The organism is Kocuria sp. GQ42 (genome assembly GCF_059758435.1).
The window spans coordinates 498,657-515,012 of record NZ_JCAXEN010000002.1; the positions used below are offsets into that span (position 1 = coordinate 498,657).

The following is a 16,356-nucleotide window of genomic DNA, read 5'->3' on the forward strand; positions in this document are numbered from 1 at the left end:
GGGAACCGGCGCGGACCCCGACGGGACGCCGGGATGTCCGGCTCCGCCACTAGAATGTACTGATCAGCATCCCGTCCGAAAGGAACCATGACCCACCCCCGTGAAACCCCTGCCGAGCCCCGCGACGCCGCGGAGCCCGAGAACGGCCTGAGCCGGCAGGACCTGGAGGACGTCGTCGAGCGCGTGCTGTCCCGGGCCCGGGCCCGGGAGCAGGCCGCCGGGCAGGACACCGCCCCCGAGGACGACCCCACCGCGCCGGGCCGGTTCTCCGGCCGGGCCCGAGAGCTGGCCGACGCCGAAGACGGGCACACCGTCCACGACGGCGACCAGCAGGACCTCGAGGAGCGCCGCGCCCTGCGCCGCGTCGCGGGCCTGTCCACCGAGCTCGAGGACGTCACCGAGCTCGAGTACCGCCAGCTGCGCCTGGAGCGCGTGGTGCTGGCCGGACTGTGGACGGAGGGCACGCTCGCGGAGGCCGAGAACTCCCTGCGCGAACTGGCCGCGCTCGCCGAGACCGCAGGCTCCGAGGTGCTGGACGGCATCGTCCAGCGCCGGCTCAAGCCGGACCCGGCCACGTACCTGGGCTCGGGCAAGGCCAAGGAGCTGCGGGACATCGTCGCCGCGACCGGCGCGGACACCGTCGTCGTCGACTCCGAGCTCGCCCCCTCCCAGCGGCGCGGGCTGGAGGACGTCGTGAAGGTCAAGGTCATCGACCGCACGGGTCTGATCCTCGACATCTTCGCCCAGCACGCCAAGTCCAAGGAGGGCAAGGCCCAGGTCGAGCTCGCCCAGCTCGAGTACCTGCTCCCGCGCCTGCGCGGCTGGGGCGAGTCCCTGTCCCGCCAGGCCGGCGGTCGCGCCGCCGCCGGTGAGGGCATCGGCTCCCGCGGCCCCGGTGAGACCAAGATCGAGCTGGACCGCCGGCGCATCCGCACCCGCATGGCCAAGCTGCGGCGCGAGATCGCCGCGATGAAGCCGGCGCGCGAGACCAAGCGGCTCAACCGCCGCCGCCACTCCGTGCCCTCGGTGGCGATCGCCGGCTACACCAACGCGGGCAAGTCCTCGCTGCTGAACCGGCTCACGGACGCGGGCGTGCTCGTGGAGAACGCCCTGTTCGCCACCCTGGACCCCACGGTCCGCCGCGCGCAGACACCGGACGGCATCGGCTACACGCTCTCGGACACGGTCGGCTTCGTCCGCTCGCTGCCCACGCAGCTCGTCGAGGCGTTCCGCTCCACCCTGGAGGAGGTCGCCGACTCCGACCTCATCCTGCACGTGGTGGACGCCTCCCACCCGGACCCGGAGGGCCAGATCCGCGCGGTGCGCCAGGTCTTCACGGACATCGACGCGCAGAACATCCCCGAGATCATCGCCCTGAACAAGGTGGACGCCGCCGACCCGTTCGTGGTCGAGCGGATCAAGCAGCGCGAGCGCAACGTGGTGGTGGTCTCGGCCCGCACCGGGGAGGGCATCGAGGAGCTCCGGCAGCGGATCAGCGAGTCCATCCCGCGGCCCGAGACGGTGCTGGACCTGCTCGTCCCCTACCAGCGCGGCGACGTGGTCAGCCGGCTGCACGACTGGGACGCGGAGATCCTGCGCACCGAGCACCTGCCCGAGGGCACCCACCTGCTCGTGAAGGTCCGCGAGGACCTCGCGGCCGAGCTCGCGGAGTTCGCCCCCGAGCGCGCTCCCGGCTTCGGCGCCGAGAGCGCCTGAGCGCGTGGCCGCCGCATTCGTGGACGAATCCGGGCACGACGTCACGGGCGTGCGCCCGGAGACCCTGCCCGGGGCCAAGGACTCCCTGGCCCTGCTGGACACCGCCGTGACCGCGATGGGCGGGCAGGTCCGGGACGGGCAGCGGCTGATGACCGCCAAGGTGGCCGAGGCCCTCGACCGGGGCCGGCACCTGCTGGTCCAGGCGGGGACCGGCACCGGCAAGTCCCTCGCGTACCTGGCCCCGCTCGTGGAGCACGCCCAGCGCGCGGACAAGCCGGTGGTCGTGGCCACCGCGACGCTCGCGCTGCAGTCGCAGATCGTCGGCCGGGACGTGCCGCGCCTGCTGGCCGCCCTCGAGGGAGAGCTCGAGCGGGACGTGGACGTGGCCCTGCTCAAGGGCCGCAGCAACTATGCGTGCCTGCACAAGATCGAGGGCGGCTACCCGTCCGACGACGAGCCCGGCGCGCTCTTCGCGCTGCCCGACGCCGCCCCGCACCCCGGCCCGCCGCAGCCCGAGGCCGCCGAGAACCCCGGGCGGCTGGGCCAGGAGGTCCAGCGCCTGCGCGAGTGGGCCCGCGAGACCGGGACCGGTGACCGGGACGAGGTGCTCCCCGGGGTCAGCGACCGCGCCTGGCGCCAGGTGTCGGTCACGGCGAAGGAGTGCCTGGGCCGCAGCTGTCCCCTGGTCGAGGACTGCTTCGCGGAGCTCGCCAAGCAGCGGGCCGGTGAGGCCGACATCGTCATCACCAACCACGCCCTGCTCGCGATCAACGCGTTCGAGGGCATCACGGTGCTGCCCGAGCACGACGTCGTGGTCATCGACGAGGCCCACGAGCTCCAGGACCGGGTGACGGGCGCCGTCACCGGACAGCTCTCCGCGGCGATGGTCCGCTCGGCCGCCGCGTCCGCGCGCAAGCACACCTCCGCGAGCCCCGACTCGCTCACCGCCGGGGCCGCCAACCTCGAGGCCGCCCTGATGGGTGCCCCCGCCGAGCTGCTGCACCGAGGCCTCGGGGACGCCCAGGCGGCGGCCGTGGCCCAGATCCGGGACGCCGCCCGCACCGTGATGACCGAGTCCAAGGCCGGTCCCGGGGAGAAGGACGGGGACGCCGGCCGGCAGATGGCCCGCTCCCGGGTGAGCGACGTCCTCGACCTGGCCGAGCGGATCCTCGCCGCCGAGGAGCACCGCGAGGTGCTGTGGATCTCGCGGCAGGGCGGCTGGGAGCCGGGCCGCGGCTACGTGCCCGCGGAGGACACCGACCCGGCGACCCTGCACGTGGCCCCGCTCAGCGTGGCCGGCACCCTGCGGGAGGGGCTCTTCGACGGGCGCACCGTGGTCCTCACCTCCGCCACCCTGTCCGTCGGCTCGTCCTTCGACTCCGCCGCCGGCGCCCTCGGCCTGCGGGGCGAGGGCGCCCCGCGCTGGGAGGGCGTGGACGTCGGCAGCCCGTTCGACTACCCGAAGCAGGGCATCCTCTACCTCGCCAAGCACCTGGAGAAGCCCGGCCGCCGGCTCACGGAGGCCCAGCTGGACGAGATGCTGGCCCTGCTGGAGGCCTCCAGGGGTGGGGCCCTCGGGCTCTTCTCCTCCCGCCGGGCGGCGGAGGAGGCGGCCGAGGCGCTGCGCGGGCGCACGGAGCTGCCGATCCTGTGCCAGGGGGAGTCCTCGCTCGCGGGGCTCGTCCAGGAGTTCACCGACGACCCGTCCACGAGCCTGTTCGGCACGATGAGCCTGTGGCAGGGCGTCGACGTCCCGGGGGCCTCGTGCCGGCTCGTGATGATCGACCGGATTCCCTTCCCGCGCCCGGACGACCCGCTGGCGAGCGCCCGCAGCCGCGCCGCGGAACGGGCCGGCGGCAACGGGTTCATGTCCGTGTCCGCGACGCACGCGGCCGTGCGGCTCGCCCAGGGGGCCGGGCGGCTCATCCGCGCGGGCGGGGACCGGGGCGTCGTGGCGATCCTGGACTCCCGGATCGCGACCGCCCGCTACGGCGGCTTCCTCCGCGGGTCCCTGCCGCCGCTGTGGACCACCACGGACCGCCAGGTGGTGCTCGGCGCCCTGCAGCGGCTCTCCGTGGGCTGAGCACGTCCGGCGGACGCCCGGGGTCTGCCCGGACCGCGCCGGCCCCGCACGGGGTCCGGACAGCAGGGTGTGCGGACGGCGGCCGGCCCGGACGGCAACGGGCCCCCCGCCGGCGGCGGAGGGCCCGGGTGCCGGGGGCGTGCGGCGGCTCAGAGGCTGCGCAGCACCGAGACGACCTTGCCCATCACGGTGGCGTGGTCGCCGAGGATCGGCTCGTAGCGCGTGTTCTGCGGCAGCAGCCATGTGTGGCCGTCCCGCTGGCGGAAGGTCTTGACCGTGGCCTCGTCGTCGAGCAGGGCGGCCACGATGTCCCCGTTGTCGGCGGCGCTCTGCCGGCGCACCACCACCCAGTCGCCGTCGCAGATCGCGGCGTCGATCATCGAGTCGCCCTTGACGCGCAGCATGAACAGCTCGCCGTGCCCGACCAGCTGGCGGGGCAGAGCGAGGACGTCCTCCACGGACTGCTCGGCCGTGATCGGCCCGCCGGCGGCGATGTGGCCCACCAGGGGGACCATCGTCACGTCCGCCGAGGTGGACAGCTCGGCCACGGCGTTCTGGGCGGCCGGACGAGCGGTCCGGCCCGCCGGTGCCGCCGGGGCCTCCTGCGACGGCTCGGCGGACTCCGCCCCGGCGGTCCCGCGCAGCTGCAGGGGAGTGAGCACCTCCATGGCCCGCGGGCGCTTGGGGTCCCGGCGCAGATAGCCCAGCTTCTCGAGCTGGGCGAGCTGGTGGGTGACGCTGGAGAGCGAGGCCAGGCCCACGAGGTCCCCGATCTCCCGCATGGACGGCGGATAGCCGTGCTCGGCGATGGAGCGCTGGATGGCCTCGAGGATGGTGCGCTGGCGCACGGTGAGCCCGCGGCTGCGCGAGCGCGCCCCGGGGCGGGCGCCCCGGGCGCGGGGCTCCTCGGGGGTGGGGGGCTGGGCCATGGGAGCGTCGTCCTTTCCCGTCCGGCTGCAGGTGCCGCAGCCGGTCTGCGCGGTCCCGGTTCCGATGTCGGACCCGGGTGGTTCGATAGGTCCCGGTCGGCAGGCGCAGGGGGTCCGCAGCGCGCGCCGGCCGGGGGCCCGAACCTGTCCTCAGCCTAGGCGACACGCCGTGTGTGTTCAAACATATGTACGACCCGCTGTCGACAGCATTCGCAGACACGTGCTAGACATGGGTCATCGGTATTCGAAAGTATGTTCGATCGAATGGAGGCCCGCGAGGGTCGTCGACCGGACCGGTGTTCGAGATCGCCCGCTCCGTGCGGGAACGTCAAGGAGTTCATGTCATGAGTGCCAGTGCCACCCTCACCGCCGTCGTCACCCGCCGCCGCGAGTCCGCAGGATCCGCCCGGGGGCTCGGCCGTGCGCTCCGGCGGGCCCGTCCCGCCCGCTCCGCGTCCCGCACCCCGCTGACCCTGACCCGCCGCGGCCGCCTGGTGTTCCTGGGGCTGCCCGTCCTGGCCGGCTCCGCCGCCCTGGTGGTGCTCGCCGTGATCTTCCTCGTCCCCTCGACGGCCACGGCCACGAGCGCACCCGTCCCGGGCTCCGGGACCGAGCAGACCACCGTGTTCCCCGGGCAGAGCCTGTGGGAGCTCGCCGTGGCGGCCGACCCGGACCGGGACCCGCGGGAGGTCATGGACGAGATCGTGGAGCTCAACGACCTGGACAGCTCCGTGCTCGTGGCCGGCCAGCTCCTCGAGGTCCCGGCCGCCTGAGCCGCCCGCCCTATCAGCACGCCCCGCTCTGCACGCCCCGATCTGCACGCGCCGGGCGGAGCACTAAACTGTCCGGGTGACGCAGAACCTGGACCGACTCAACGCCCTCCCGCTCCGCGACGACCTGCGCGGCAAGACGCCGTACGGCGCCCCGCAGCTCGACGTCGCCGTGGCGCTCAACACCAACGAGAACACCCATCCGGTGCCGGCGGACGTGCACGCGGCGATCGTCCGGGAGGTCACCGAGGCGGCCTGGACCCTCAACCGGTACCCGGACCGCGAGTTCACCGCCCTGCGCGAGGAGCTCGCCGCGTACCTCGGCCACGGGCTCGGGCCCGGGAACCTGTGGGCGGCCAACGGGTCCAACGAGATCCTGCAGCAGATCCTGCAGGCCTTCGGCGGCCCCGGCCGCACTCTGCTCAGCTTCGTCCCCACCTACTCGATGTACCCGCTGCTGGCCTCCGGCACGCACACCGGCTTCGTCGCCGGGCAGCGGGCGGCGGACTTCGGCCTGTCCGCGGAGTCCGCGGCCGAGCAGGTGCGCCGGCACCGCCCCGACGTGGTCTTCCTCTGCTCGCCCAACAACCCGACCGGCACCGCGCTGGGCTCGGACGTGGTCACCGCCGTGTACGAGGCGGGGGAGGAGTTCCGCACGGTCGTGGTGGTCGACGAGGCGTACGCGGAGTTCTCCCACGGCGGCACCCCCACCGCGCTCACGCTGCTCGAGGGCCGGCCCCGGCTGATCGTCTCCCGCACCATGAGCAAGGCGTTCGCGCTCGCCGGAGCCCGCCTCGGCTACTTCGCGGCGGCGCCGGAGGTCGCCGACGCCGTGCGCCTGGTCCGGCTGCCGTACCACCTCTCCGCCGTCACTCAGGCCACGGCCCTGGCGGCCCTGCGCCACTCGGAGTCGCTGCTGGCCAACGTGGAGGACATCAAGGTCCAGCGCGACCGGATCGTCGACGAGCTCAAGCGGATCGGGCTGGAGCCGGCCGAGTCGGACTCGAACTTCGTGTTCTTCGGCGGCATGGAGGACTCCCGGGCCGTGTGGGGGGAGCTGCTCGAGGAAGGGGTGCTCGTGCGGGACGTCGGGATCCCCGGCCACCTGCGCGTCACCGCCGGCACCGAGGAGGAGACCACCGCGTTCCTGACCAGCATGGCGCGGATCGTCTCCGGCGGCTGAGAGCCCCGGGGCCGGGTCCTGCCGACCCGGATAGCATGGAGGCAGACCACCACCACCGGGCCCGGGCGCCGCCGCGCGTCCCGGCCCGGACCACCCGCGGCCCACCGACGGCCGTGCCGCGCCCGCGAGGAGTTCCCACCGAATGAGCGACCAGACCACCACCGGCACCCGTGCGCCCCGCCGCGCCGCCCTGGAGCGGCGCACGAGCGAGTCCACGGTGTCCGTCGAGATCGACCTCGACGGCACCGGCGAGAACGACATCGACACCTCGGTGCCCTTCTACGACCACATGCTCACCGCGCTGTCGAAGCACTCCCTGATCGACATGCGGATCCGGGCGACCGGGGACACCCACATCGACGTCCACCACACGGTCGAGGACACCGCGATCGTCCTCGGGGACGCCCTGCGTCAGGCGCTGGGCGAGAAGGCCGGGATCCGCCGCTTCGGCGAGGCCACCGTCCCGCTGGACGAGGCCCTGGCCAACGCCGTGGTCGACATCTCCGGCCGGCCCTACGTGGTGCACACCGGCGAGCCGGAGGGCCAGCAGTACCACCTCATCGGCGGGCACTTCACCGGCTCCATGGTCCAGCACGTCTTCGAGTCCCTGGCCTACCACGCCGGGATCTGCCTGCACGTCACCCTGCTGGCCGGCCGGGACCCGCACCACATCGCCGAGGCCCAGTTCAAGGCCCTGGCCCGCGCGCTGCGCCAGGCCGTGGAGCACGATCCCCGGGTCCGCGGCATCCCGTCCACGAAGGGGGCCCTGTGAGCACCGACGGCACCACCGCGACCGACGGCGCCGCCCGGCCCACCGTCACGGTCCTCGACTACGGCGCCGGCAACGTGCGCTCGGCCGTGCGCGCCCTCGAGGCCGCCGGCGCGGACGTGGTGCTCAGCGCCGACCCCGAGGCGGTGCTCGACGCCGACGGCCTCGTGGTCCCCGGCGTGGGCGCGTTCGCCGCCGTCATGGACGGTCTGCGCTCCGTGGACGGGCTGCGCCTGATCGGCCGCCGCCTCGCCGGAGGACGGCCCGTGCTGGGCATCTGCGTGGGCCTGCAGGTCCTCTTCGACTCCGGGGTGGAGCACGGCCGGCAGACCGAGGGCATGGGCGAGTGGCCCGGCGTCGTCGAACGGCTGAAGGCCGACGTCGTCCCGCACATGGGCTGGAACACGGTCCAGCCGCCCGAGGGCAGCGTCCTGTTCCGGGGCATCGAGGACCAGCGCTTCTACTTCGTGCACTCCTACGGGGTGCAGGAGTGGGACTTCCCGCAGAGCATCCAGAAAATGCGGCCGCCGCAGGTCACCTGGTCCGACCACGGCGGGCGCTTCATCGCCGCCGTGGAGAACGGGGCCCTGTGCGCCACGCAGTTCCACCCCGAGAAGTCCTCCGAGGCCGGCATCCAGCTGCTGCGCAACTGGCTCGGCACCCTGCCGCGCACGGGACGCCTCGACCACCTCAAGGCCGGCGACCCCCTCGGCGGGGACACCCTGGCCGGCCGGCCGACCCTGGAGAGCCAGGACGGCGCCGCGTGAGCGCGGCCGTCGTCGTCATGGTGCTCGGGGCGTTCGTCGCCGGCGGCGCCATCTCGTTCCACCAGCAGCGCAAGCCGCTGTGGACAGTCGTCCTCCTGGCCGCCGTCGCGGCGGCCCTGGTCGGCTACGGCTGGTACGCCTGGTTCCAGGGCCGCTGAGCCCGGGCCCACCCCGAACGCCCGCACACCCGCACCCGAGCACCCGAGCACCGAGAGAAGAGAACCCATGTCCCTGAGCGAGACCCCCCGCCTCCAGCTGCTGCCCGCCGTCGACGTCGCGGACGGCCAGGCCGTGCGCCTGGTCCAGGGCGAGGCCGGCTCCGAGACCGGCTACGGCGACCCGCTCGAGGCCGCCCTCGCGTGGCAGGAGGCCGGCGCCGAGTGGATCCACCTCGTGGACCTCGACGCCGCCTTCGGCCGCGGCGACAACATCGACGTCCTCCGCCGCGTGGCCGCCGAGCTGGAGCTGAAGGTCGAGATGTCCGGCGGCATCCGCGACGACGCCTCGCTGGAGCGGGCGCTGTCCCTGGACCCCGCGCGGATCAACCTGGGCACGGCGGCCCTGGAGAACCCCGAGTGGACGCAGAAGGTCATCGCCGAGCACGGCGACGTCATCGCGGTGGGCCTCGACGTGCGGGGCACCGTCCTCGCCGCCCGCGGCTGGACCGAGGAGGGCGGGGACCTCTGGGAGGTCCTGGACCGCCTCGAGGAGCACGGGTGCGCCCGCTACGTGGTCACCGACGTCACCAAGGACGGCACCCTCAAGGGCCCCAACCTGGAGCTGCTGCAGGAGGTCGCGACCCGCACCGACAAGCCCGTGGTCGCCTCCGGGGGGATCTCCTCGCTCGAGGACCTCGCCGCCCTGCGCACCCTGGTGCCCTCCGGCGTCGAGGGCGCGATCGTGGGCAAGGCCCTCTACGCTGGCCGCTTCACCCTCGAGGAGGCCCTCGACGTGGCGGGCCGGCCGGGAGCGCGGTGACGGAGCGGCCCCTCCCGGGGCACATCGCCGCCCAGCTCGCGGGCGCGGGCGGCACGGCGGACACCGGCGGCCAGGCCTGGGCCGGGCGCGACCTGGGGGAGGGCACCAGCCACACCCACCGCTTCCCCGACGACGACGGCGCCGCCGCCCCGGCCGTGCTGCAGGCCCTCGAGGACCTGCGCGCGGGGAGGGGGGACGAGGCCGCGGTGGTCGCCGCGCTGGCCGGGACCCGGGTGTTCGTGCCCGTCGTGGCCGAGGTCTCGGCCTCGACCGTGACCGAGGCCGGTCTGGTGGCCGACAAGGAGGCCGACATGGCGCTCGTGTCCCTGCGGGCGGCGGACGGCCGGCAGGTGCTGCCGGTCTTCACGTCCACCGCGGCGCTCGCGGGCTGGCACGCCCAAGCGCGGCCGGTGGCCACGGACGTCCGCCGGGCGGCCGTGGCCGCGGTCAAGGACGGCACCCAGCTGCTGGTGCTCGACCCGGGCGCGGCGCTCCCGTTCGTCGTGCGCCGCCCGGCCCTCTGGGCGCTGGCCCAGGGCAGGACCTGGACGCCCTCCTACCGCAGCGCGGCGGTCGAGGCGGCCGTGCGGCGCTGCGCCGAGGACCTGCCCGGGGTGCTCGGCGTGGGGACGGCCCCCGGCGACGGGGTGGCCGTTCGCGCCGCGGACGAGGCGGTCGTCCGGGGCGGCGGGGCGGGCCCCGAGCTGGCCGTGGTGCTGTCCCTGCGCGCCGGGCTCGACCGGGCGCAGCTGGACGACGTCGTCGCCCGCTTCCAGGCCCGGCTGAGCGTCGAGCCGGCCCTCGCGGAGGACGTGGACTCGATGCAGCTGCGTCTCACGACGGCGGGCTGACCCGGGGAACCCGGATCAGCCCGCGCACTCGTGGTGACGGTCCTCAGGTGACGGGACCCGTGAACCGCTCGCCGGGTCCCTGGCCGGGGGCGTCCGGGTAGCGCGAGGCCTCCCGGAACGCGAGCTGCAGGGTGCGCAGACCGTCGCGCAGCGGAGCGGCGTGCTGCGAGCCGATCTCCGGGGCCGCGGCGGTGACGAAGCCGGCCAGCGCGGTGATGAGCTTGCGCGCCTCGTCGAGGTCCTTGAGCTCCTCCGCGTCCTCGCCGGCGGCGAGACCGCACTTCACGGCGGCGGCGCTCATGAGGTGCACGGCCGCGGTCGTGATGACCTCGATGGCGGGGACCTCCGCGATGTCGCGCATCTGCTCGTCGACGGCGCTGACCGTCTCCTGCGGGATCTCCTGGCCGGACCGTGCGGCGTCGTCGTCGAAGCGGAAGGTGTTCTCGGAAGTCATGGCCCAACTCTGCCACACCGCTGTCCGCCGCCCGGACCGTCCCGGCCCCGCCGGCACTATCCTGCTGGGGAGGCCGGGGACGGCCGGGAGGAGGCGGGGACGCCGTGTGGATCGGGTGGATCGAGTTCGACGTGCTCCTGGGGGACGTGCACTCCCTGAAGGGCAAGCGCTCCGTGGTGCGGCCCCTCGTCGCGGAGCTGCGCCGCCGGTTCCCCGTGACCGCGGCCGAGGTCGGCCACCTGGAGCTCCACCGCCGGGCCCTGGTGGGCACCGCCGTGGTCGCGGCCGACGCCGCCCGCCTCGTCGAGGTCCTCGACGACGTCGAGCGCTTCGTCGCCGCCCGCCCGGAGACGGAGCTGCTCTCGGCCCGCCGGGCCCTGTACAGCACCGAGGACGAGTGACAGCGCGCACGCCCGCCGTTTCCCGAACCGGCGGCCCATGGGCTAGACTGGTCGGCAGTGTGCAAGTGGAGGAGACTCCCACCCGCGCCGGCCACGGTCCCCGATCCGCTCGGACGACCTGCCCACGGCCGCCGGGTCCGCGACGACATCGTCCGCACGACGGCACGGCCGGGAGTTCCCGCGTCCGCTCCGTCACGCAGCGCGCCACCCCCGGGTGGTGCACCGATGAGCCTCCGCTTGCCGACCGCAGCGGGGGCTTTTGTCGTTGCGGACCGGACCGAACCATGAGGTCCCCGGAAACCTCCGGGCGACCACGCAGAACATCAGGAGCACGGCATTAGCGATCCACGTATCAATGACAGAATCCGAGTCCCCGAAGTCCGTCTCGTCGGACCCGCAGGCGAGCAGGTCGGCATCGTCCGCGTCGAGGACGCACTGAGGCTGGCCCGCGAATCGGATCTCGATCTGGTCGAGGTGGCGCCCAACGCCAAGCCGCCGGTGGCCAAGCTCATGGACTTCGGCAAGTACAAGTACGAGGCCGCGGTCAAGGCCCGGGAGTCGCGCAAGAACCAGACGAACACGGTCCTCAAGGAGGTCCGGTTCCGGCTCAAGATCGACACCCACGACTACGAGACCAAGGTCGGCCACGCCAAGCGGTTCCTCGGGGCCGGCGACAAGGTCAAGGCCATGATCCAGTTCCGCGGCCGCGAGCAGCAGCGCCCCGAGATGGGCGTCCGCCTGCTCGAGCGCTTCGCGAACGACGTCGCGGAGGTCGGTGCGGTCGAGTCGAGCCCCCGGGTCGACGGCCGCAACATGGTGATGGTCGTGGGCCCGCTGAAGAACAAGGCCGAGGCCAAGGCCGAGGCGCGCCGCCAGAAGCAGCGCGACGAGGCGAAGGCCGAGAACGAGCGCAAGGCGAAGGACAAGATCGACACGTCCTCCGCGGCGCCCGTGACCCAGTCGATCGGGGACGCGTTCCCGGCCGAGCTGCGCGAACGGGCCGGGCAGGCCGAGGAGCCGGTGCAGCAGCCGGCCCCGGAGCCCGAGGTCCAGGAGCCGGCACCGGCCCCAGAGGTCCCGGAGACGGTGCAGGCCGCCGCCCCCGAGCCCGAGGTCGTCGAGCCCGCGGTCACCGAGCCCGAGGTCGCCGAGCCGGAGGCGCCCGAGGTCGTCGAGACCCCGGCGCCCGAGGTCGCGGAGGCACCGGAGCCCGAGGTCGTCGAGGCCCCGGCGCCGAAGGCCGCCCCGAAGCCGCCGGCCCCGAAGGCCCCGGCGCCCAAGGCCCCGGCGTCCAAGGCCCCGGCGTCCAAGGCCCCGGCCGCGGCGCCGAAGGCCCCCTGGCCCGGTCCCAAGCCGGGAGCCAAGCCCGGGCCCCAGGCCTGAGCGGCGCACGACCTTCCGCGCGAGCGGAGCAGAACTGACAGCGCCCCGCGGCGCGCAGCCGGTCCCGGCTGCGCCCAGGGGCACCGTGGAGGTGCGGCGGACGTCGCCGTGCCCTCCGGTGGCCACCACCGGAAGAAACGCAAGGAGAGCGGCCACATGCCGAAGATGAAGACCCACAGCGGGGCGAAGAAGCGCTTCAAGCTCACCGGTACCGGCAAGGTGAAGCGCCAGCAGGCCAACCGCCGCCACTACCTGGAGCACAAGTCCTCGCGGCTGACCCGCCGCCTGGCCTCCGACCAGATCGTGGCCCCCGGCGACGCCAAGGTCATCAAGAAGATGCTGGGCAAGTAGTCCCCACCGCATCCCCCGGGGAGTCCGACTCCCCGCCCCGCACAGATTTGACCTCCCGGCCGCGCGGCCGGGACCGAAGTGAAGGAGTACACACGTGGCACGTGTGAAGCGGGCGGTCAACGCCCACAAGAAGCGCCGAGAAATCCTCGAGCAGGCCTCCGGCTACCGCGGCCAGCGCTCGCGCCTGTACCGCAAGGCGAAGGAGCAGGTCACCCACTCGTTCGTCTACAGCTACAACGACCGCCGGAAGCGCAAGGGCGACTTCCGCCGGCTGTGGATCCAGCGCATCAACGCCGCGGCCCGCGCCAACGGCCTGACCTACAACCGCTTCATCCAGGGCCTCAAGGCTGCCGAGGTGGAGGTCGACCGCCGGATGCTCGCCGAGCTGGCCGTGAACGACCAGCAGGCGTTCGCCGGTCTGGTCGAGATCGCGAAGAACGCCCTGCCGGAGGACACCTCCGCGCCGCGCGAAGCCGCCGCCTGAGCACAGTCGGAGCAGTGAACCTCACGGAGCGCCTGGCCGCCCAGCCGATGTCCAACCCCCGAGCCGATCGGGTCAGGGACGTCGCGGGACTGGCCGGGCGCTCCGCGCGTTCCAAGCGCGGGCTGTTCCTCGCCGAGGGCCCGCAGAACGCCCGCGAGGCCCTCGCCCGGCACCCGGAGTCCCCGTGCGTGGACGCCGTCTACGTCACCGAGGACGCCCTGGGCCGCCACCCGGACATCGCCGCCCTCCTCGAGCGCGTGGCCGAGGACCGCTCCGTGTTCGTGCGCCTCGTGACGCGGGAGGTCCTCGCCGCGATGAGCGACGCGGTGACCCCGCAGGGCGTCGTCGTCGTGTGCCGCCCCCTCGACGCGGACCTCGGGGCCGTGCTCGCCGCCCGGCCGCGGCTCGTGGCCGTGCTCGCCCGGGTCCAGGACCCCGGCAACGCCGGCACCGTGCTGCGCGCGGCGGACGCCGCCGGCGCGGACGCGGTGGTGCTCACCGCCGGCAGCGTGGACGTCTACAACCCCAAGACCGTGCGCTCGACCGCCGGCTCCCTCTTCCACCTGCCCGTCGTCGTGGGCGCCGACCTGCCCGCGCTGCTCGAGGCCGCCCGCGCCGCCGGATGCGGCGTGCTGGCCGCCGACGGCCACGGGGACGTCGACCTCGACCGCCTCCAGGACGCCTCCGCCGCCCGGGCCGCCGGCGCGGACGGGGTCGACACCGCCTACGACCTGGCGCGCCCCACCGTGTGGCTCTTCGGCAACGAGGCCCGGGGACTGTCCGAGGAGGAGAAGGCGCTGGCCGACCACCGCGTCGCCGTGCCGGTGCACGGCCGGGCGGAGTCCCTCAACGTGGGCACCGCCGCCACCGTGTGCCTCTACGCCTCGGCCCGGGCCCAGCGGCGCCCCGGCGCCGGGGACGGGCACTGAGCCCGTGACCGCACCGCTGCCCGCCGCCTACCGCACCCAGGTGGTCGGCGCCGCCCTCCTCGACGACGCCCGCCGCCCCACGGCCTTCCTCGCCGCCCAGCGGGCCTACCCCGAGGCCCTGCGGGGCCTGTGGGAGTTCCCCGGCGGCAAGCAGGAGCCGGACGAGAGCTGCGAGCAGGCCCTGGTGCGGGAGTGCGCCGAGGAGCTCGGCGTGGACGTCCGGCTGCTCGCGGAGGTGCGCGGACCGCACGCCCAGGGCTGGCCGCTCAAGGACACCGCGGCGATGCGGGTCTGGACGGCCGTGGCCGCCGGCGGCGACCCCCGGCCCGCGGTGGGGGAGGACCACCTGGCCGTGCGGTGGCTCCCGCTCGACGACCCCGCCGCCGCGCTCGAGCTCCCCTGGATCCCGGCCGACCTGCCGATCGTGCACGCCCTGCTGGACCACCTGCGGGGCTGAGCCGGTCCGTGCCGGCCGGAGCGGGTCAGGTGGCGGCGCGCCGGTCAGCCGTGGTGCCGGGGGCCAGGGACGTAGCCGCCGTCGGCGAGACCGGCCCCGATCTCGAAGGGGTTGCGGTGCGCCGGGTGCCCGCAGCGCAGCACCGACCACCCCGCGGCCAGGAGGTAGGCCGGCAGGAAGGGCAGGCCCAGCCACTGCGCCCACTGGGTCGCGTGGCGGGACTCGTGAGCCACGAGCCGGGGGCGGGTCGCGACGTCGTCGATCCCGGCGCGGAACAGGACCACGTTGCCCACGGTGAACGCCCCGGCCCGGGGCAGCCGGGGCCGGTAGCCGAAGCCCAGGAGCAGCCCCTCCGGGCCGTGGATCACCTTGGTCCGGGAAGTCGCGGCGACCAGCAGCCCCAGCGGGGTGGACAGGTTCGCCATGTTCCACACCTGCCGCAGGCGCGCCGCCCGGCTCAGTTCGCTTGTCATGGCGCCAGCCTAGATCCGCTCGGCGCACCCCGTCCGGGTCGACGATCGCCACGCCTGCGATCACCCGGGCACGGAAGCAGCGGGGCAGTGCTGGCACTCCTCCGCGCCGGACCGCGCCGCGCTCCGGTACCACCGGGTCGTCGACGTGCCGGAGCAGCGGTGGGCGGACCCTGCGGCCCGTGCCATAGACTGGAACACGCCCGTGATCCGTGCCGATCCGGGCTTTCCCGTGCTCCATGTCCCACGGACCGTGGGACGGCGTGCGCGGACGACACCGTCCCCGAGCCGAAGAAGTCGCCAGCTGATGTCTGAACTGCCACCCGAGACCGCCCCGAGCGGCGCGGTCGACCCGACCGACGAGGCCGCGGTCGCCGCGGCCGTGGAGGCGGCCCTGGCCGCCGTCGGAAACGCCCAGGACCTCGACGAGCTCAAGGAGGTCCGGCTCGCTCACGCGGGGGACCGGTCCCCGCTGGCGCTGGCCAACCGGCAGATCGGCTCCCTGGACAAGTCGCAGAAGTCCGCGGCCGGCAAGCTGGTCGGCCAGGCCCGCGGCCGCGTCAACCAGGCGGTCGCCGCCCGCACCACGGTGCTGGAGGAGGAGCGGGACGCCCGGATCCTCGTCGAGGAGGCCGTGGACGTCACCGCCGCCGGCCGGCGCCGGCGCCTGGGCGGGCGGCACCCGCTGACCAACCTCATGGAGCGCGTCGGCGAGACGTTCGTGGCCATGGGCTGGGAGGTCGCCGACGGACCCGAGGTCGAGTCCGAGTGGTACAACTTCGACTCCCTCAACTTCAAGCCGGACCACCCCGCCCGGGAGCTGCAGGACACGTTCTTCGTGGACCCGCCCGGGGCGCACCTCGTGCTGCGCACGCACACCTCGCCGGTGCAGATGCGCACGCTGCTCAGCCGCGAGCTGCCGGTCTACGTGGTCGTCCCGGGGCGCACCTACCGCACCGACGAGCTCGACGCCACGCACACCCCGGTCTTCCACCAGGTCGAGGGTCTGGCCGTGGACAAGGGGCTGTCGATGGCCGACCTCAAGGGCACGCTCGAGCACTTCGCCCGGCAGATGTTCGGCCCGGAGGCGAAGATCCGGCTGCGGCCCAACTACTTCCCCTTCACCGAGCCGTCCGCCGAGCTGGACGTGTGGCACCCGAACGCCAAGGGCGGGCCGCAGTGGATCGAGTGGGGCGGCTGCGGCATGGTCCACCCGAACGTGCTGCGCGCGGCCGGCATCGACCCCGAGGTCCACTCGGGCTTCGCGTTCGGCATGGGCATCGAGCGGACCCTGATGTTCCGCAACAACGTCCCCGACATGCGCGACATGGTCGAGGGCGACGTCCGCTTCAGCGAGCACTTCGGGATGGAGATCTAAGAC

General features: G+C 74.3%; 19 protein-coding genes. 16 read left to right on the forward strand and 3 right to left on the reverse strand.

Annotation, left to right across the window (positions count from 1 at the left end):
- The first annotated feature begins 87 nt into the window (after positions 1-87).
- Together hflX and AC6CH6_RS07745 are read left to right on the forward strand one after the other, a co-directional pair.
- On the forward strand, positions 88-1,716 hold the full coding sequence (gene hflX, locus AC6CH6_RS07740) for a GTPase HflX (RefSeq protein ID WP_498254686.1): 1,629 nt from the start codon (positions 88-90) through the stop codon (positions 1,714-1,716).
- Between the two features lie 4 nt (positions 1,717-1,720).
- Positions 1,721-3,799, forward strand: coding sequence for an ATP-dependent DNA helicase (locus AC6CH6_RS07745; RefSeq protein WP_498254687.1), 2,079 nt, complete (start codon positions 1,721-1,723; stop codon positions 3,797-3,799).
- A gap of 149 nt (positions 3,800-3,948) precedes the next feature.
- Here the strand turns inward: AC6CH6_RS07745 and lexA are convergent, their stop codons facing one another.
- Positions 3,949-4,728, reverse strand: coding sequence for a transcriptional repressor LexA (gene lexA, locus AC6CH6_RS07750; protein ID WP_368810682.1), 780 nt, complete (start codon positions 4,726-4,728; stop codon positions 3,949-3,951).
- Between the two features lie 344 nt (positions 4,729-5,072).
- On the opposite strand from lexA, the gene AC6CH6_RS07755 reads away from it, so the two are divergent.
- The 7 genes from AC6CH6_RS07755 (at position 5,073) to AC6CH6_RS07785 (ending at position 10,046) form a co-directional block, all read left to right on the forward strand.
- The gene (locus AC6CH6_RS07755; RefSeq protein WP_498254688.1) at positions 5,073-5,501 is read left to right on the forward strand and encodes a LysM peptidoglycan-binding domain-containing protein; all 429 of its coding nucleotides are present in this window, start codon (positions 5,073-5,075) and stop codon (positions 5,499-5,501) included.
- A gap of 76 nt (positions 5,502-5,577) precedes the next feature.
- Positions 5,578-6,681 carry a histidinol-phosphate transaminase gene (locus tag AC6CH6_RS07760; RefSeq protein ID WP_498254689.1) on the forward strand — a complete coding sequence of 368 codons (1,104 nt, stop codon included), beginning with the start codon at positions 5,578-5,580 and terminating at the stop codon, positions 6,679-6,681.
- Positions 6,682-6,823: 142 nt separating this feature from the next.
- Positions 6,824-7,453: an imidazoleglycerol-phosphate dehydratase HisB gene (hisB, locus tag AC6CH6_RS07765; RefSeq protein ID WP_498254690.1), complete on the forward strand. Its 630-nt coding sequence runs from the start codon at positions 6,824-6,826 to the stop codon at positions 7,451-7,453.
- Complete coding sequence (hisH, locus tag AC6CH6_RS07770; protein ID WP_498254691.1) at positions 7,450-8,217, forward strand: imidazole glycerol phosphate synthase subunit HisH; 768 nt, start codon at positions 7,450-7,452, stop codon at positions 8,215-8,217. The genes hisB and hisH overlap by 4 nt, the downstream gene beginning before the upstream one ends.
- Positions 8,214-8,375: a CG2302 family histidine operon protein gene (locus AC6CH6_RS07775; protein ID WP_017832897.1), complete on the forward strand. Its 162-nt coding sequence runs from the start codon at positions 8,214-8,216 to the stop codon at positions 8,373-8,375. The genes hisH and AC6CH6_RS07775 overlap by 4 nt, the downstream gene beginning before the upstream one ends.
- Before the next feature lie 67 nt (positions 8,376-8,442).
- The gene (gene priA, locus AC6CH6_RS07780; RefSeq protein ID WP_017832896.1) at positions 8,443-9,195 is read left to right on the forward strand and encodes a bifunctional 1-(5-phosphoribosyl)-5-((5-phosphoribosylamino)methylideneamino)imidazole-4-carboxamide isomerase/phosphoribosylanthranilate isomerase PriA; all 753 of its coding nucleotides are present in this window, start codon (positions 8,443-8,445) and stop codon (positions 9,193-9,195) included.
- On the forward strand, positions 9,192-10,046 hold the full coding sequence (locus tag AC6CH6_RS07785; protein WP_498254692.1) for an SseB family protein: 855 nt from the start codon (positions 9,192-9,194) through the stop codon (positions 10,044-10,046). Before priA ends, AC6CH6_RS07785 begins: the two co-directional genes overlap by 4 nt.
- A gap of 43 nt (positions 10,047-10,089) precedes the next feature.
- Here the strand turns inward: AC6CH6_RS07785 and AC6CH6_RS07790 are convergent, their stop codons facing one another.
- Positions 10,090-10,500: a DUF1844 domain-containing protein gene (locus AC6CH6_RS07790; protein WP_017832894.1), complete on the reverse strand. Its 411-nt coding sequence runs from the start codon at positions 10,498-10,500 to the stop codon at positions 10,090-10,092.
- A gap of 104 nt (positions 10,501-10,604) precedes the next feature.
- Here AC6CH6_RS07790 and AC6CH6_RS07795 point away from each other — a divergent pair, with 104 nt between their 5' ends.
- The 6 genes from AC6CH6_RS07795 (at position 10,605) to AC6CH6_RS07820 (ending at position 14,505) form a co-directional block, all read left to right on the forward strand.
- Positions 10,605-10,901 (forward strand): DUF503 domain-containing protein, encoded by a 297-nt coding sequence (locus AC6CH6_RS07795; RefSeq protein WP_336650001.1) that lies wholly within the window; start codon positions 10,605-10,607, stop codon positions 10,899-10,901.
- Between the two features lie 363 nt (positions 10,902-11,264).
- Positions 11,265-12,284: a translation initiation factor IF-3 gene (gene infC / locus AC6CH6_RS07800; RefSeq protein ID WP_498254717.1), complete on the forward strand. Its 1,020-nt coding sequence runs from the start codon at positions 11,265-11,267 to the stop codon at positions 12,282-12,284.
- 156 nt (positions 12,285-12,440) lie between these two features.
- Positions 12,441-12,635 carry a 50S ribosomal protein L35 gene (rpmI, locus tag AC6CH6_RS07805; RefSeq protein ID WP_017832891.1) on the forward strand — a complete coding sequence of 65 codons (195 nt, stop codon included), beginning with the start codon at positions 12,441-12,443 and terminating at the stop codon, positions 12,633-12,635.
- 94 nt (positions 12,636-12,729) lie between these two features.
- Complete coding sequence (rplT, locus tag AC6CH6_RS07810) at positions 12,730-13,119, forward strand: 50S ribosomal protein L20 (RefSeq protein ID WP_031282709.1); 390 nt, start codon at positions 12,730-12,732, stop codon at positions 13,117-13,119.
- Between the two features lie 14 nt (positions 13,120-13,133).
- Positions 13,134-14,048, forward strand: a complete 915-nt coding sequence (locus AC6CH6_RS07815) for a TrmH family RNA methyltransferase (protein WP_498254693.1) — start codon at positions 13,134-13,136, stop codon at positions 14,046-14,048.
- 4 nt (positions 14,049-14,052) lie between these two features.
- On the forward strand, positions 14,053-14,505 hold the full coding sequence (locus tag AC6CH6_RS07820) for a (deoxy)nucleoside triphosphate pyrophosphohydrolase (RefSeq protein WP_498254694.1): 453 nt from the start codon (positions 14,053-14,055) through the stop codon (positions 14,503-14,505).
- Between the two features lie 44 nt (positions 14,506-14,549).
- Here AC6CH6_RS07820 and AC6CH6_RS07825 read toward each other — a convergent pair whose 3' ends face one another.
- Positions 14,550-14,978, reverse strand: coding sequence for a hypothetical protein (locus AC6CH6_RS07825; protein WP_498254695.1), 429 nt, complete (start codon positions 14,976-14,978; stop codon positions 14,550-14,552).
- A gap of 304 nt (positions 14,979-15,282) precedes the next feature.
- Here AC6CH6_RS07825 and pheS point away from each other — a divergent pair, with 304 nt between their 5' ends.
- Entirely contained in the window at positions 15,283-16,353 is a 1,071-nt protein-coding gene (gene pheS, locus AC6CH6_RS07830; RefSeq protein WP_368810690.1) for a phenylalanine--tRNA ligase subunit alpha, read from the forward strand.
- The last annotated feature ends 3 nt before the right edge of the window (positions 16,354-16,356 follow it).

Excerpts from the sequence above, each read along its gene's own strand:
- hisB (WP_498254690.1), top strand. The coding sequence starts at position 6,824 with ATGAGCGACCAGACCACCACCGGCACCCGTGCGCCCCGCCGCGCCGCC.
- pheS (WP_368810690.1), top strand. The coding sequence starts at position 15,283 with ATGTCTGAACTGCCACCCGAGACCGCCCCGAGCGGCGCGGTCGACCCG.
- priA (WP_017832896.1), top strand. The coding sequence starts at position 8,443 with ATGTCCCTGAGCGAGACCCCCCGCCTCCAGCTGCTGCCCGCCGTCGAC.
- hflX (WP_498254686.1), top strand. The coding sequence starts at position 88 with ATGACCCACCCCCGTGAAACCCCTGCCGAGCCCCGCGACGCCGCGGAG.
- rpmI (WP_017832891.1), top strand. The coding sequence starts at position 12,441 with ATGCCGAAGATGAAGACCCACAGCGGGGCGAAGAAGCGCTTCAAGCTC.
- lexA (WP_368810682.1), bottom strand. The coding sequence starts at position 4,728 with ATGGCCCAGCCCCCCACCCCCGAGGAGCCCCGCGCCCGGGGCGCCCGC.
- AC6CH6_RS07755 (WP_498254688.1), top strand. The coding sequence starts at position 5,073 with ATGAGTGCCAGTGCCACCCTCACCGCCGTCGTCACCCGCCGCCGCGAG.
- AC6CH6_RS07825 (WP_498254695.1), bottom strand. The coding sequence starts at position 14,978 with ATGACAAGCGAACTGAGCCGGGCGGCGCGCCTGCGGCAGGTGTGGAAC.
- AC6CH6_RS07790 (WP_017832894.1), bottom strand. The coding sequence starts at position 10,500 with ATGACTTCCGAGAACACCTTCCGCTTCGACGACGACGCCGCACGGTCC.